The following is a 14112-nucleotide window of genomic DNA, read 5'->3' on the forward strand; positions in this document are numbered from 1 at the left end:
ATGTTCTTCACCACGGCGCCGCGGCCGCCGTGGTGAAGAACATGTCGACCTCGCTGGAGGTGCCGACCGCGACCAGTGTGCGGGCGGTCCCGGCCAAGCTGATGATCGACAACCGCACCGTCATCAACAACCACCTCAAGCGCGCCCGCGGCGGCAAGGTGTCGTTCACCCACATCCTGGGCTACGCCATGGTGCAGGCGGTCAAAGCGTTCCCCAACATGAATCGGCACTTCGCCGAGGTCGACGGCAAACCCAACGCGGTCACCCCGGCCCACGTCAACCTCGGCCTGGCGATCGACCTGCCCGGGAAGGGCGGCAAGCGCTCGTTGGTGGTCGCGGCCATCAAACGGTGCGAAACCATGCGGTTCGGCCAGTTCATCGCCGGCTACGAAGACATCGTCCGTCGGGCCCGCGACGGCAAGTTGACCGCCGAAGACTTTGCCGGGGTGACGATTTCGCTGACCAACCCCGGCACCATCGGCACGGTGCACTCGGTGCCGCGGCTGATGGCCGGGCAGGGCGCCATCATCGGGGTCGGGGCGATGGAATACCCGGCGGAGTTCCAGGGGGCCAGCGAGGAACGCATCGCCGAGCTGGGTATCGGCAAACTGGTGACGTTGACTTCCACCTACGACCACCGGATCATCCAGGGCGCGGAATCCGGTGATTTTTTGCGCACCATCCACGAAACGCTGCTCTCCGACGGGTTCTGGGACGAGATCTTCCGGGAACTGGGCATCCCGTACGAGCCGATCCGGTGGCGCACCGACAACCCGGACTCGATCTTCGACAAGAACCCGCGGGTCATCGAGCTGATCGCCGCGTACCGCAACCGCGGCCACCTGATGGCCGACACCGATCCGCTGCGGCTGGACAACACCCGGTTCCGCAGCCACCCCGACCTCGACGTGCTGACCCACGGCCTGACGTTGTGGGACCTGGACCGGGTGTTCAAGGTCGACGGGTTCGCCGGGGCGGAGCGCAAGAAGCTGCGCGACGTGCTGTCGGTGCTGCGCGACGCCTACTGCCGGCACGTCGGGGTGGAGTACACCCACATCCTCGAACCCGAGCAGCAGGAGTGGCTGCAGCAGCGGATCGAAACCAAGCACGTCAAACCGACTGTCGCCCAACAGAAGTACATCCTGAGCAAACTCAACGCCGCGGAAGCGTTCGAGACCTTCCTGCAGACCAAGTACGTGGGGCAGAAACGGTTCTCGCTGGAGGGCGCCGAGACCGTCATCCCGATGATGGACGCCGCGATCGACCAGTGCGCCGAGCACGGTCTCGACGAGGTGGTCATCGGCATGCCGCACCGCGGCCGGCTCAACGTGCTGGCCAACATCGTCGGCAAGCCGTATTCGCAGATCTTCACCGAGTTCGAGGGCAACCTGAACCCGTCCCAGGCGCACGGGTCCGGGGATGTCAAATACCACCTCGGCGCCACCGGCGTGTACCTACAGATGTTCGGCGACAACGACATTCAGGTGTCGCTGACCGCGAACCCGTCGCACCTGGAGGCCGTCGACCCGGTGCTGGAGGGGCTGGTCCGGGCCAAACAGGACCTGCTGGACAAAGGCGCCGGCGAACAGGGCTTCTCGGTGGTGCCGATCATGCTGCACGGGGACGCCGCGTTCGCCGGCCAGGGCGTCGTCGCCGAAACCCTGAACATGGCGATGCTGCCCGGCTACCGCGTCGGCGGCACCATCCACATCGTCGTCAACAACCAGATCGGTTTCACCACCGCGCCCGACCACTCGCGGTCCAGCGAGTACTGCACCGATGTCGCGAAGATGATCGGGGCGCCGATTTTCCACGTCAGCGGGGACGACCCGGAGGCGTGCGAATGGGTGGCGCGGCTGGCGGTGGACTTCCGGCAGAAGTTCCACAAGGACGTGATCATCGACATGCTGTGCTACCGCCGCCGCGGGCACAACGAGGGCGATGACCCGTCGATGACCAACCCGTACATGTACGACGTGATCGACACCAAACGCGGTGTCCGCAAGAGCTACACCGAGGACCTGATCGGCCGCGGCGACATCTCGATGAAAGAGGCCGAGGACGCGCTGCGCGACTACCAGGGCCAGCTGGAGCGGGTGTTCAACGAGGTCCGCGAGCTGGAAAAGCACGCCGTGCAGCCCAGCGAATCGGTGGAGTCCGAGCAGCAGGTCCCCCGCGGCCTGAACACCGCGGTGGACAAGGCGCTGCTGGCCCGGATCGGTGACGCGCATCTGGCGGTCCCGGAGGACTTCACGGTGCACCCGCGGGTCAAGCCGGTGCTGGAGAAGCGCCGCGAAATGGCCTACGAGGGCAAGATCGACTGGGCGTTCGCCGAACTGCTGGCGTTGGGCTCCCTGGTCTCCGAGGGCAAGCTGATCCGGCTGTCCGGCCAAGACACCCGTCGCGGCACGTTCTCCCAACGGCATTCGGTGATCATCGACCGCACCACCGGCGCGGAGTTCACCCCGCTGCAGCTGCTGGCCACCACCACCGACGGCACCCCGACCGGCGGCAAGTTCCTGGTGTACGACTCGCCGCTGTCGGAGTTTGCGGCCGTCGGCTTCGAATACGGGTACACCGTCGGCAACCCGGATGCCTTCGTGCTGTGGGAGGCCCAGTTCGGGGACTTCGTCAACGGCGCCCAGTCGATCATCGACGAGTTCATCAGCTCCGGTGAGGCCAAGTGGGGACAGCTGTCCAACGTGGTGCTGCTGCTGCCGCACGGCCACGAAGGCCAAGGGCCCGACCACACCTCCGGACGCATCGAACGCTTCCTGCAGCTGTGGGCGGAAGGGTCGATGACGATCGCGGTGCCGTCGACGCCGTCGAACTACTTCCACCTGTTGCGCCGGCACGCCCTGGACGGGATTCAGCGGCCGCTGATCGTGTTCACCCCGAAGTCGATGCTGCGCAACAAGGCCGCGGTTAGCGACATCAAGGACTTCACCGAGGTCAAGTTCCGCTCGGTGCTGGAGGAACCCAGCTACGAGGACGGTATCGGCGACCGCAGCAAGGTGACCCGCATCTTGTTGACCAGCGGCAAGGTGTACTACGAGCTGGCCGCCCGCAAGGCCAAGGACAACCGCGACGACGTCGCGATTGTCCGGATCGAGCAGCTGGCGCCGCTGCCCAAGCGTCGGCTCGCCGAAACGCTGGACCGCTACCCCAACGCCCGGCAGTACTTCTGGGTGCAGGAGGAGCCGGCCAACCAGGGCGCGTGGCCGCGGTTCGGCCTGGAGTTGCCGGAACTGTTGCCCGACAAGCTGACCGGGATCAAGCGGATCTCGCGCCGCGCCATGTCGGCGCCGTCGTCGGGCTCGTCGAAGGTGCACGCCGTCGAGCAGCAGGAGATCCTCGACGAGGCCTTCGGCTGAGGGGTCCTGTTCTTCCGCGAGGCACCTTTTGCCGCGAGCGTGCGTGTCCCCGGTCGACACGCCGGGCGAATCACCGGGTTTGCGCACGCTCGCCGCGGCACTAGACGCGGCGTCACCGCGCCGGCGCCGGCGGGGCTAGCCGCCCAGGATCGGCAGCTGCGGCACGCCGGCACCCAACCGCGACACCAGGGCGGGACAGAAGATCGAGATCGCGATCCCGGTGAACATGGTCGACGGCCCGAGCGACATCCCGGTGGAGTCGGCCACTTTCGCCGCCACGTTGGCCGTGTTTTGCCCCGGCTCGGACAACATCGGGCAGACCGACTGACCGACCGCGACGGCGGTCGCCGGGTCCGGGCTGGCGATGCCCGCATTCGTCAGCGCCGAGAGAAACGCATCGCTGCTCGAGTCGGCGCGGCTCGGTGCGGCCAGCACCGCGGACCCGGCCAACAACCCGGCGGAGAGCATCAGCGACCCGAGCCGGATCCCGCGACTGCACTTCATGATCAGGGCATCGTACGGCGATCGGGGCCGGTAACCGAAATTCAGGGCCACCCGCGCAAGGAGGTACCGCCGGTACCGGCTAGCCTGGCATCGACCGACTGAACACGTAGGGAGTGGGCGCATGCAGGGGTTTGCCGGGAAAGTCGCCGTCGTCACCGGCGCGGGTTCGGGTATCGGCCAGGCACTGGCCATTGAGCTGGGCCGGTCCGGGGCCCGCGTCGCCATCAGCGATGTCGATCTCGAGGGGCTGGCGCAGACCGAGAAGGAGCTCAAGGCGATCGGTGCGCCGGTCAAGGCGGACCGGCTTGACGTCACCGAACGTGAGGCGTTCATCGCCTACGCCGAGGAGGTCCACGAGCACTTCGGCAAGGTCAACCAGATCTACAACAACGCCGGGATCGCGTTCACCGGTGATATCGAGGTCAGCCAGTTCAAGGACATTGAGCGGGTGATGGACGTCGACTATTGGGGTGTGGTGAACGGCACCAAGGCGTTTTTGCCGCACTTGATCGCCTCCGGGGACGGGCACGTGATCAATGTGTCCAGCATCTTCGGGTTGTTCTCGGTGCCCGGCCAGGCCGCCTACAACTCGGCGAAATTCGCAGTCCGCGGCTTCACCGAGGCGCTGCGCCAGGAGATGGCGTTGGCCGGCCACCCGGTGAAAGTGACCACGGTGCACCCGGGCGGCATCAAAACCGCGATCGCCCGCAACGCGACCGCCGCCGAGGGCGTCGACGCCAACGAGCTGGCCGAGTTCTTCGACAAGCGGCTGGCGTCCACCTCCCCGCAGAAGGCGGCCCGGGTGATCCTCGAGGGTGTCCGCAAGAACCGGGCCCGGGTGCTCATCGGCCCGGACGCCCGGGTGCTCGACCTGCTCGTGCGCATCACCGGTTCGGGATACCAGCGGTTGTTCTCCGCGGTGACCGGTCGGATGATGCCGGCGTCGCGCTGAGCCACCCGGCGCCGTCCTCGCGAACGTGCGCAAACCCGGGATTTGGCCGGCGTGTCGACCGGGGACACGCACGCTCGCGAGGGAAGGCGCTAGCGGCCGAGGGGGTGTTCGGCCAGCCACCCGTCGGCAACGGCTTGCGGATCGGCGCCGTCGGCCACCCGGCGGCGCATGTCGACCAGGGCGGCGGTGTCCAGCACCCCGGCGACCTCGTTGATCGCCAGCAGCTGCCGTTCGGGCAGCTCGTTGCGGCGATACAGCGGCACCACGTTCTCCGCCGCCACCAGCGGCGGCTCGCGATCGGCCAACACCACCAAGTCCGCGGGAATGTCCGGGGCGGCGGTGCTCGACCACGCCGCGGTCAACTGTCCGGCCGCCAGCGCCGCAAACAGGGCGGCGTCATCGGGGAAGTCGCGGGCCGCGGGCAACCGGCACTGACCCACCGCCGCGGGGGTGCGGCCACCGTGGGTGGCCCCGACGACCAACCCGGCGCAGTGCCGGACCAGCGCCGACAGGTCGGCGCTGTCCCAGGCCCGCGCGGTGGCCTTGGTGACCGCCAGCGCGGGCTTGTCCTCCGCGGCGGTGGTGTAGTCACCGGCCGCGATGCCCTCGGGCAACGCGGCGATCATGGCCCGGTAGACCTGTTTGTCCGACCGCACGGTGGGGTTGGGGATCAACGTCCGCAGCAGCCGCCCGGTGAGCGCGGGCACCACGTCCAGGGAGCCGGAGCTCAGCTCGGCGACCGGGTCGGCCGCGGTGCGGACATGGGCGGGAGCCCCCGCCCCACGCAACGCCCCGGCGTACAGGTGCGCCAGCACCACGAACTCCGGGTCGGCCGTCGTCCCGACGGCCAGCGACGGCGGCGCGGGTGGCCCGGCACAGCCGGCGACCACCAGGGCCAGCAGGGCTAGCGGACCCGCGACCCGCCGGCGAACGTTAGTCGGCCGCACCTGCTGGCGACACCTGATCGGCGGCGGCCGCGGCGACCGCGGCGGCGACCGCCGGCCCGACCCGCGGGTCCAGCGGGCTGGGCACGATGTGGTCGGGCGCCAGGTCATCGCCGATCACCGAGAAGATCGCCTCGGCCGCGGCCACCTTCATCCGTTCGGTGATGCGCCGCGCTCCGGCGTCCAACGCGCCGCGGAAGACACCCGGGAACGCCAGCACATTGTTGATCTGGTTGGCGAAGTCGCTGCGCCCGGTCGCGACGACGGCCGCATACTTCTTGGCGAGGTCGGGGTGGATCTCGGGGATCGGGTTGGACAACGCGAACACGATCCCGTTCGGCGCCATCGAGGCGATGAGGTCTTCGGGGACGATCCCGGCCGACAGACCCAGGAAGACGTCGGCGCCGGCCAGCGCCTCCGCGAGTCCGCCGGTGCGACCGGCCGGGTTGGTGCGGGTGGCCAGCTCGGCTTTGAAGGTGTTGAGGTCGTCGCGGCCGGTGTGCAGGATCCCTTTCGAGTCCAGCACGGTGATGTCGGTAATACCGCTGGCCAACAAGATGTTGGTGCAGGCCACCCCGGCTGCCCCGGCGCCGGAGACCACCACGCGCAGCCCGGCCATGTCGCGGTTGAGCACCGTGGTGGCGCCCCGCAGCGCGGCGAGCACCACGATCGCGGTGCCGTGCTGGTCGTCGTGCATCACCGGGCAGTCCAGCGCCTCGATGACGCGGCGCTCGATCTCAAAGCAGCGCGGTGCGGAGATGTCCTCCAGGTTCACTGCCCCGAAAGTCGGCCGCAGCCGCACCAGGGTCTCCACGATCTCGTCGGGGTCCTTGGTGTCCAGCACGATCGGGATGGAGTCCAGCCCGCCGAAGGTCTTGAACAGCGCGCTTTTGCCCTCCATCACCGGCAGCGACGCCGCCGCACCGATGTCCCCGAGGCCGAGCACCGCGCTGCCGTCGCTGACCACGGCGACCAACCGGTTGGCCCACGTGTAGCGGGCGGCCAGGGTTACATCGGCGGCGATCGCCCGACTGACCTGCGCCACCCCCGGGGTGTAGGCGATGGACAACGCCCGCTGGGTGTCCAGCGGCGATTTCAGTTCGACCGATAACTTCCCACCGAGGTGAGCGGAGAAGATCTCCTCGTCACCGATAACCAGATGCGCAAACGGCTCCGTTTCTGCCACCGCGCCAGGTTACTTCACTGCCGTGCAAACGGCACCGCCACGGGTGCCGTGCGGACAGTACTGGCGAGTAGCATTTGAGCGTCAGGTGTCGGAGTTTCGCGATTGAGGTGACCTGCTCGAGGGAGATCGGACCATGCCGTCGTTTCGTTCGCTGCCGCCGTCACTGCGCGGCGCGCACCGCGATTCATCGACCGATGTCGCACGGGGTCCGATACCGGTTGAGCGCGCGATGGTCGACTGCGGCGTCTACGTCGACGGGGTGCGATTGCCCGGCAAATTCACGCATTCGGCGGCGCAGGCCAAGGTGCATGAGATCGAACAGGCCGGCCAGGACGCGTTCACCTGGATCGGCCTGCACGAACCCGACGAAACCCAAATGCAGGGCGTGGCAGACGTTTTCGGCCTGCACCCGTTGGCCGTCGAGGACGCCGTGCACGCCCACCAGCGGCCCAAGCTGGAACGCTACGACGAGACCGTGTTCTTGGTTCTCAAAACCGTCAACTACGTCGCGCACGACTCGGAGGTGCTGGCCCGCGAGATCGTGGAGACCGGCGAAATCATGATCTTTGTCGGCAAGGATTTCGTGGTCACCGTCCGGCACGGGGAACACGGCGGGCTCTCCGAGGTGCGTAAGCGCATGGACGCCGACCCGCAACACATGCGGCTGGGACCGTACGCGGTGATGCACGCGATCGCCGACCATGTGGTGGACCACTATCGCGAAGTCACCAACCTGATGGAAGACGATATCGACGCCATCGAGGAGGTGGCGTTCGCGCCCGGACAGCGCACCGACGTCGAACCGATCTATCAGATCAAGCGCGAGGTCGTCGAATTGCGCCGATCCGTCGCGCCGCTGTCGGTGCCGTTTCAGCGGATGCAGACCGAGTACAAGGATCTGATCTCCAAGGAAGTGCGTCGCTACCTGCGCGACGTCGCCGACCATCAGGCTCAGGCCGCCGACCGCATCACCAGCTACGACGACATGCTGAGCTCGCTGGTGCAGGCGGCGCTGGCCCGGGTCGGCATGCAGCAGAACGCCGACATGCGCAAAATCTCGGCTTGGGCGGCCATGTTGGCGGTGCCCACCCTGATCGCCGGCATCTTCGGCATGAACTTCGCCAACATGCCGGTGCTGCGGTGGGAGTGGGGCTATCCGGTGACCCTGCTGGTGATGGTGGGCATCTGGGTGGTGTTGTACCGCACCTTCCGGCACAACGACTGGCTGTAGCGGCCCCAGCCGCCAGCCGCCGCGCCAGCGTGCGCAAAATGCCACTCCCACCGGCGTGTCGGCGTACATTTGCGCACGCTCGCGGGGAGAAATCAGCCGGGTTGGGCGGCGCGGCGCCGCGGGTCCAGCACATCGACGCCGTCGGTGTGCCAGGCATCGCGCAGGGCCTCGGCGCCCTTGAGCCGCACCCAGGCGGCCTCGGTCGCGGTGATCGGCGTCGCCGACAGAAACCGCACCGGCTCGCACGGCGGCTCCAACGCCGCCTCCCCGATACCGCTGTCGCCCAACAACACCGCGGTGAACGGTGCCTCGGCCCACAGCGGCGACCCCAGGTCGATCAGCGCATCGACGGTCAGCACCACCCCCTCCACCACCGGGGCCGCGGCAAGCACCGCCAGGCTGCGGGCCAACCCGGTCACCGGACCGGGATCACGCAGCCGCAGCACAACTTCGGCGCGCGGACCGCGCAGCGGATCGGCCACCATGTCGGCGGCGTCGGTCATCGGATGCCGCGAACAGCCCAGCGACACATAGTGCACCACCCGGTCGCCGTCGGGGCCGAACCGCAACACCTCCACCGGTTCGGTGCCCAGAAACGTCACGCTGGCCGCCGCGGGCGGCGCGTCGATGCCGGCCCGGGTGAAGTGGCCCACCAGGTGCTCGCGCACCGTGGCCAACGGCGCGGTCACGACGCGTCGGGTTGGGGCGGAATCGTGAGGTTGACACCGGAGTCGGCGTCGAAGATCACGAGTTTGGCGGCGTCGACGGCCAATTGGATGGACTGGCCCTTGGCGGCCTTCGACCCGGCCGGCACCCGGGCCACCAGTTCACTGTCGCCGCCGTCGGATTCGGCGGCCAGCTCGGCCAGCTGCGCCGACTCCACGTGGGAGCCCGCGAGGGTGAAATACACGTACTTGTCGGCGCCCAGCGATTCCACCATGTCGACCTTCACCTCGAAGGTGACCGCGGTGATGCGTTGATAGCGATCCATCAACGCCGCATCACCGAGATGTTCGGGCCGCACCCCGACGATGACGTTGTCCGGTGTCGGATGCTGGGTGACCGCGTCGTAGACCGGCTGGGTCAACGTCACCTCACCGAACGGCAGGATCACCCCGGTCGGGGTCAACGTGGCCGGGAAGAAGTTCATCGCCGGCGAGCCGATGAAGCTCGCCACGAACAGGTTGGCGGGTCGCTCATAGAGCTCATCGGGTGCGCCGATCTGTTGCGCCACACCGCCGTGCATCACCACCACCCGATCGCCCAGCGTCATGGCCTCGGTTTGGTCGTGCGTCACATAGACCGTGGTGGTGCCCAGCCGGCGCTGCAGCCGGGCGATTTCCCCGCGCATCTGCACCCGCAGTTTGGCGTCCAGGTTGGACAGCGGCTCGTCCATCAAAAACGCCTTGGGATGGCGCACAATGGCGCGGCCCATGGCGACCCGCTGCCGCTGCCCCCCGGAAAGCTGCGCCGGTTTGCGGTCCAGCAGCTCGGTCAGATCCAGGATTTTCGCGGTCTCTTCGACCTTCTCGGCGATCTGCGCCTTCTTCATCTTGGCCAAGGTGAGTGGGAACGCGATGTTTTGCCGCACCGTCATGTGCGGGTACAGCGCGTAGGACTGGAACACCATCGCGATATCGCGGTCCTTGGGCGCCTTCTCGTTCACCCGTTCGCCGCCGATGCGCAGTTCCCCCGAGGAAATATCTTCCAGGCCGGCAATCATATTCAAGGTGGTGGATTTACCACAGCCGGACGGCCCCACCAGGATCAGAAACTCGCCGTCGGCGATGGTCAGCGACAGGTTCTGCACGGCGGCGGCGCCGTCGGGATAACGCTTGGTCACGTGATCCAACACAATCTCGGCCATCGCTATCCCTTCACCGCGCCGGAGGTCAACCCCGCGACAATCCGTCGTTGGAAGATTAGAACAAAGATGATGATCGGGACGGTGATCACCATCGCGCCGGCGGCAATGGATCCGGTCGGCTCTTCGAATTGCGAACTGCCGGTGAAATTCGCGATCGCCACCGGCGCGGTGATCGCCGCTTTGGTGGCGGTCAGCGACAGCGCCAGCAGCAGGTCGTTCCAGGCGAAGATGAACACCAGGATCGCCGCGGTCACCACCCCCGGCGCGGCCAGCGGCGCGATCACCTTGCGGAAGGCCTGCCCGGGGGTGGCGCCGTCCATCTTGGCCGCCTTCTCCAGGTCCCAGGGAATCTCGGCGAAGAACGCCGACAACGTGTAGATCGCCAGCGGCAACGCGAACGTGATGTAGGGAATGATCAGTCCCGGCCAGGTGTCGAACAGCCCGGTTGCGCGTTCAATGTTGAACAGCGGTGTGACCAGCGATATTTGCGGGAACATGGCGATCAGCAGCGCCGCGCCGATCAGCGCCCGTTTGCCGGGGAAGGCCAGCCGCGCCACCGCGTAGGCGGCCATGGCGCCGATCACCACCGCGATCACGGTGGTGATCACCCCGATGCCGATCGAATTGACCAGCGCCGAGGTGAAGAACCCGCCGGAGAAGATGCCGCGGTAGTTGTCCAAGGTGATCGACGACGGAATCAGCTTGCCGTCCTTGACCGTTGACGTGGGTTTGAGCGACAGCGACAAGATCCACAGCACCGGAAACAACGCGTAGAGCACCACCAGGGCGTCGATGACCACCCAGCCCGCCGCCCGGCCCCGGCCGCCCACCCGCTCAGCCATCGCGCTCGGCCCCCGGTGCCGCGGCGCCGAACACCTTGATGAACAGCACCGCGATCAGTGCGACGCAGGCGAAGATCAGCACCGAGATCGCCGATCCCAGACCCACATTGAAGCCCTTGAACAGGTTGTCGTAGCCCAGGATGGACACCGAGCCGGTGTTGTTGGAGCCATTGGTGAGCACATAGATATTGTCGAAGATGCGGAACGCGTCCAGGGTGCGGAACAGCAACGCCACCAGGATCGCGGGTTTGATCAGCGGCAGGATGACCTTGGTCAGTCGCCGCCAGGCCCCGGCGCCGTCGACCTGGGCGGCCTTGAGCAGATCCTCGGGCACCAGCGCCAAGCCGGCCAGCAGCAGCAACGCCATAAACGGGGTGGTCTTCCAGACCTCGGCCAGCACCACGATGCCCAGCGACGGGATCTGCTCGGTCAGCGGCGCGCTGCCGCGCGGCAGCAGATTGGCCAGGTATCCGGTACCCGGGGTCCACGCGTAATACCAGCTGTAGGCCGCGGCCACCGTGACGATGCCGTAGGGCACCAGCACCGCGGTGCGCACCACCCCCTTGACGAACAACGTGCGGTGCATCACCAACGCCAGCGCCATCCCCAGCACCAGTTCGACGGTGACCGAGACGACGGTGATCGCCAGCGTCACCGCGAACGCGGTCCACCAGTACCGGTCGGTCAACGTCGTCACGTAGTTGTCCAGGCCGACGAACGCGGTGTCGTCGGGGGTGGCCAGGTTGTAGCGCTGCAGGCTCAGCCAGATCGCGTACCCGACCGGGTAGGCGGTCACCGCGAGCATCAGGATCACCGCCGGGGCGACCAGGATGAACGCCAGCCGCCGCTGCGATCGGCGGTCATCGGTGCCGGCCGCCGGGGTGACGGTGGCGGTCATGGGATCAACCCCTTGCCGTCGATGGCCTTTTGCACCTGCACGCTCAGCGCGTCGGCCGTGCGCTGCGGGTCGATCGCGGTGATCGGCGCTAACGTCGCCGAAATCCGGGTGGACACGGCCTGATACACCGGCGTCGCCGGTCGCACCGCGGCGTGGCTGAGCTGTTGGCGGATGATGGCGTGCTGCGGATAGGTGGCCTGGAATTGCGGGTCGTCATACAGCGAGGTCCGCACCGCCGGAAGGCCTCCTTCGATCGAGACATACTTCTGGTTGGCGACATTGCGCAGGCAGCGCACGGCTTCAAACGCTTCGGCCTTATGCCGGGTGGTTTTGGCCACCGCCAGGTTCAGCCCGCCGATGGTGACCTTGGCCGGCCGGCCCGGCTGCACCGCGGGGTAGGGCGCGAAGCCCAGCACGCGGCGGCTGGCGTCGTAGGCGATGCGGAACTGGTCGCCGCTGGGCGCGAAGGTGCCGACGTCGTTGATGCTGCCGGCCAGCGCCGGATCGCGGTGGAGCGGCAAAAACGCCACCCCGCCTTTCACCGCGTTCTCCAGCATGGACGGCAGCACGAACGGCCAGTTGACCTCCAGTGCGGCGTTGCCCTGCTCCAGCGCCAATCGTGCGGTGCCCTCGTCGGTTTGGCTGATCGACGGGTCCGCGCCGGGCGCGCTGGCCACCGCCTTCATGATCTGCAGCGCCTTGACGGTGGCGGCCCGGTGCGCCGGGGTGTCGGTCAGGGTGACGGTTTTGCCGTCCTCGGAGAGCACCTGGCCTCCCGCGCTGTCCAGCAGCGTGTTGAACCACACCACCAGTCCCTCGTACTGCTTGGCCTCGACCGCGATCCAGCTGGGTTGCCCCGCGGTGTGCAGCCGGGTGGCCTCGGCCACCATGGCGTCCCAGGTTGTCGGCGGCGTGTTCATCAAATCCGCTCGGTACCACAGCAATTGGGTGTTGGTGGTCAGCGGTGCGGCGTACAGCCGCTGCCGCCAGCGGGCGGTGGCCAGCGGACCGGCCAGGGTGTTGGTGGTCGCGTCGGTCTCGGCCCGCCCGGCCGGATCGTCGGACAGCGGCACCACCCACCCGGCTTCGGCGAACTCGGCGGTCCACACCACGTCCAGCGCCATCACGTCCAGGGTGCGGTCGTTGCCGGTGAGCCGACGGGCCAGCTGCAGCCGCTGCTCGTCGGCGGACCGCGGCAGGCTGATCTGGCGGATGGTGAACCGGCCGCCGGCTTGGTCCGAGCAGCGTTTGGCGATCGCGGTGAAGGTCGCGGAGTCGGTGCCCGGGGTGTACAGGCTGATCGTGAGGCCGGTGTTGGCCGAGCCGCAGCCCGACACCGCGATGGTCAGCGCCGCCAGCGCGGCCGCGCCCAGCCGCCGTGCGCGCCCGCGACGACTCGCCACGACACCCGCCTCTCATCCCGGTAAGGATTGTTCCGCGCCAGAACCGTAGAGGTCCGTGGGCGTGATCCGCAACACTTCGGCGGCCGCGGCGTCAGATGGTCAGGCGCGCCAGCAGATCCCGAGCTTGCTCGGCGTTCTGGGGATCGCACAGCACGTCGTAGCGGCCGGCGACCAACTGCAGGGTGGAGCTGAAATCCCGGGTGCCCCGCGCCATCGCGTACGGGATCGAGGAGGTGATCAAGCCGAAGAACACCCCGGCGATCAACCCGGTCGCCAGCGCCGACCAGGGGTGCGGGCTGAAGATACCCAACACCAGCCCGATGAATAGGCCCAGCCAGGCGCCGGTCAACACCCCGCCGCCGAGCACCTTGGGCCAGGTCAATCGGCCGGTGACCCGTTCGACCTGCATCAGGTCGACCCCGACGATGGTCACCTGGTGCACCGGAAACTGCTGGTCGGACAGGTAGTCGACGGCGCGCTGGGCTTCGGCGTAGGTGGGGTACGACCCGATCGGCCAGCCCTTGGGCGGGGTCGGCAACTTGGCGCCGCCGCGGCCCCCGGAGGTGGCCGGTGTCTGTCCGGGCTGAAACGGGCTGGTCATCGCTCCCCTCTCTCCTTCCGACAGGCTAGCTACCCAACCGCGGTCAGACCACCCGCGGCGTCGTCGCACCCGGTGCCGCCTCGGACCAACCCAACCCTGCGTCACCTGCGCATACGCTAGGTTGAACACCATGACAGCTTCCGGTGGTCAGCCCACGCTCGACAGCGATGCCCGGCGGTCGATCCCGCGACCGACTACCCCGAGCAGCCGCCGGTGAACCCTTACCCTCCGGTCGACTACCCCGAGTACCCGCCCGGCTATGTCCCGCCGCCGCCTCCGGGCTACCCGCCGCCGGCGGCTGGCTACCCAC

The 14112-nt window shown here is 67.9% G+C and carries 12 protein-coding genes; 3 read left to right on the forward strand and 9 right to left on the reverse strand.

The window, feature by feature from the left end:
* Positions 1-3374 (forward strand): multifunctional oxoglutarate decarboxylase/oxoglutarate dehydrogenase thiamine pyrophosphate-binding subunit/dihydrolipoyllysine-residue succinyltransferase subunit (locus tag BKN37_RS20680; RefSeq protein ID WP_071028835.1); only part of this gene is annotated, 3374 nt, incomplete at its 5' end.
* Between the two features lie 135 nt (positions 3375-3509).
* Here BKN37_RS20680 and BKN37_RS20685 read toward each other — a convergent pair.
* The gene (locus BKN37_RS20685; RefSeq protein WP_071028845.1) at positions 3510-3878 is read right to left on the reverse strand and encodes a DUF732 domain-containing protein; all 369 of its coding nucleotides are present in this window, start codon (positions 3876-3878) and stop codon (positions 3510-3512) included.
* A 121-nt stretch (positions 3879-3999) separates the two neighbouring features.
* Here BKN37_RS20685 and BKN37_RS20690 point away from each other — a divergent pair, with 121 nt between their 5' ends.
* Positions 4000-4830, forward strand: a complete 831-nt coding sequence (locus BKN37_RS20690; RefSeq protein WP_071028836.1) for an SDR family NAD(P)-dependent oxidoreductase — start codon at positions 4000-4002, stop codon at positions 4828-4830.
* 89 nt (positions 4831-4919) lie between these two features.
* On the opposite strand, the gene BKN37_RS20695 is transcribed toward BKN37_RS20690, so the two are convergent.
* Positions 4920-5777 (reverse strand): glycine betaine ABC transporter substrate-binding protein, encoded by an 858-nt coding sequence (locus BKN37_RS20695; RefSeq protein WP_071028837.1) that lies wholly within the window; start codon positions 5775-5777, stop codon positions 4920-4922.
* Entirely contained in the window at positions 5764-6933 is a 1170-nt protein-coding gene (locus BKN37_RS20700; RefSeq protein ID WP_095407160.1) for an NAD(P)-dependent malic enzyme, read from the reverse strand. The genes BKN37_RS20695 and BKN37_RS20700 overlap by 14 nt, the downstream gene beginning before the upstream one ends.
* 160 nt (positions 6934-7093) lie before the next feature.
* Here BKN37_RS20700 and corA point away from each other — a divergent pair, with 160 nt between their 5' ends.
* Positions 7094-8191 carry a magnesium/cobalt transporter CorA gene (corA, locus tag BKN37_RS20705; RefSeq protein WP_083341930.1) on the forward strand — a complete coding sequence of 366 codons (1098 nt, stop codon included), beginning with the start codon at positions 7094-7096 and terminating at the stop codon, positions 8189-8191.
* Positions 8192-8283: 92 nt separating this feature from the next.
* Here corA and BKN37_RS20710 read toward each other — a convergent pair whose 3' ends face one another.
* The 6 genes from BKN37_RS20710 to BKN37_RS20735 form a co-directional block, all read right to left on the reverse strand.
* Positions 8284-8880, reverse strand: a complete 597-nt coding sequence (locus BKN37_RS20710) for a suppressor of fused domain protein (protein ID WP_071028839.1) — start codon at positions 8878-8880, stop codon at positions 8284-8286.
* Positions 8877-10058, reverse strand: a complete 1182-nt coding sequence (locus BKN37_RS20715; protein ID WP_071028840.1) for an ABC transporter ATP-binding protein — start codon at positions 10056-10058, stop codon at positions 8877-8879. The genes BKN37_RS20710 and BKN37_RS20715 overlap by 4 nt, the downstream gene beginning before the upstream one ends.
* A 2-nt stretch (positions 10059-10060) precedes the next feature.
* Positions 10061-10900, reverse strand: a complete 840-nt coding sequence (locus BKN37_RS20720) for a carbohydrate ABC transporter permease (RefSeq protein ID WP_071028841.1) — start codon at positions 10898-10900, stop codon at positions 10061-10063.
* Positions 10893-11798 carry a carbohydrate ABC transporter permease gene (locus tag BKN37_RS20725; protein ID WP_071028842.1) on the reverse strand — a complete coding sequence of 302 codons (906 nt, stop codon included), beginning with the start codon at positions 11796-11798 and terminating at the stop codon, positions 10893-10895. Before BKN37_RS20725 ends, BKN37_RS20720 begins: the two co-directional genes overlap by 8 nt.
* Complete coding sequence (locus tag BKN37_RS20730; RefSeq protein WP_071028843.1) at positions 11795-13201, reverse strand: extracellular solute-binding protein; 1407 nt, start codon at positions 13199-13201, stop codon at positions 11795-11797. The genes BKN37_RS20725 and BKN37_RS20730 overlap by 4 nt, the downstream gene beginning before the upstream one ends.
* Before the next feature lie 91 nt (positions 13202-13292).
* Entirely contained in the window at positions 13293-13802 is a 510-nt protein-coding gene (locus BKN37_RS20735; protein ID WP_071028844.1) for a YflT domain-containing protein, read from the reverse strand.
* Between the last annotated feature and the right edge of the window lie 310 nt (positions 13803-14112).

Origin of the sequence: Mycobacterium talmoniae, from assembly GCF_001854525.1 — a bacterium.
Lineage (GTDB): Bacteria > Actinomycetota > Actinomycetes > Mycobacteriales > Mycobacteriaceae > Mycobacterium > Mycobacterium talmoniae.

Coding starts and splice junctions, on each gene's coding strand:
- BKN37_RS20685 (WP_071028845.1), bottom strand. CDS start 3,878: ATGAAGTGCAGTCGCGGGATCCGGCTCGGGTCGCTGATGCTCTCCGCC.
- BKN37_RS20690 (WP_071028836.1), top strand. CDS start 4,000: ATGCAGGGGTTTGCCGGGAAAGTCGCCGTCGTCACCGGCGCGGGTTCG.
- corA (WP_083341930.1), top strand. CDS start 7,094: ATGCCGTCGTTTCGTTCGCTGCCGCCGTCACTGCGCGGCGCGCACCGC.
- BKN37_RS20715 (WP_071028840.1), bottom strand. CDS start 10,058: ATGGCCGAGATTGTGTTGGATCACGTGACCAAGCGTTATCCCGACGGC.
- BKN37_RS20720 (WP_071028841.1), bottom strand. CDS start 10,900: ATGGCTGAGCGGGTGGGCGGCCGGGGCCGGGCGGCGGGCTGGGTGGTC.
- BKN37_RS20725 (WP_071028842.1), bottom strand. CDS start 11,798: ATGACCGCCACCGTCACCCCGGCGGCCGGCACCGATGACCGCCGATCG.
- BKN37_RS20735 (WP_071028844.1), bottom strand. CDS start 13,802: ATGACCAGCCCGTTTCAGCCCGGACAGACACCGGCCACCTCCGGGGGC.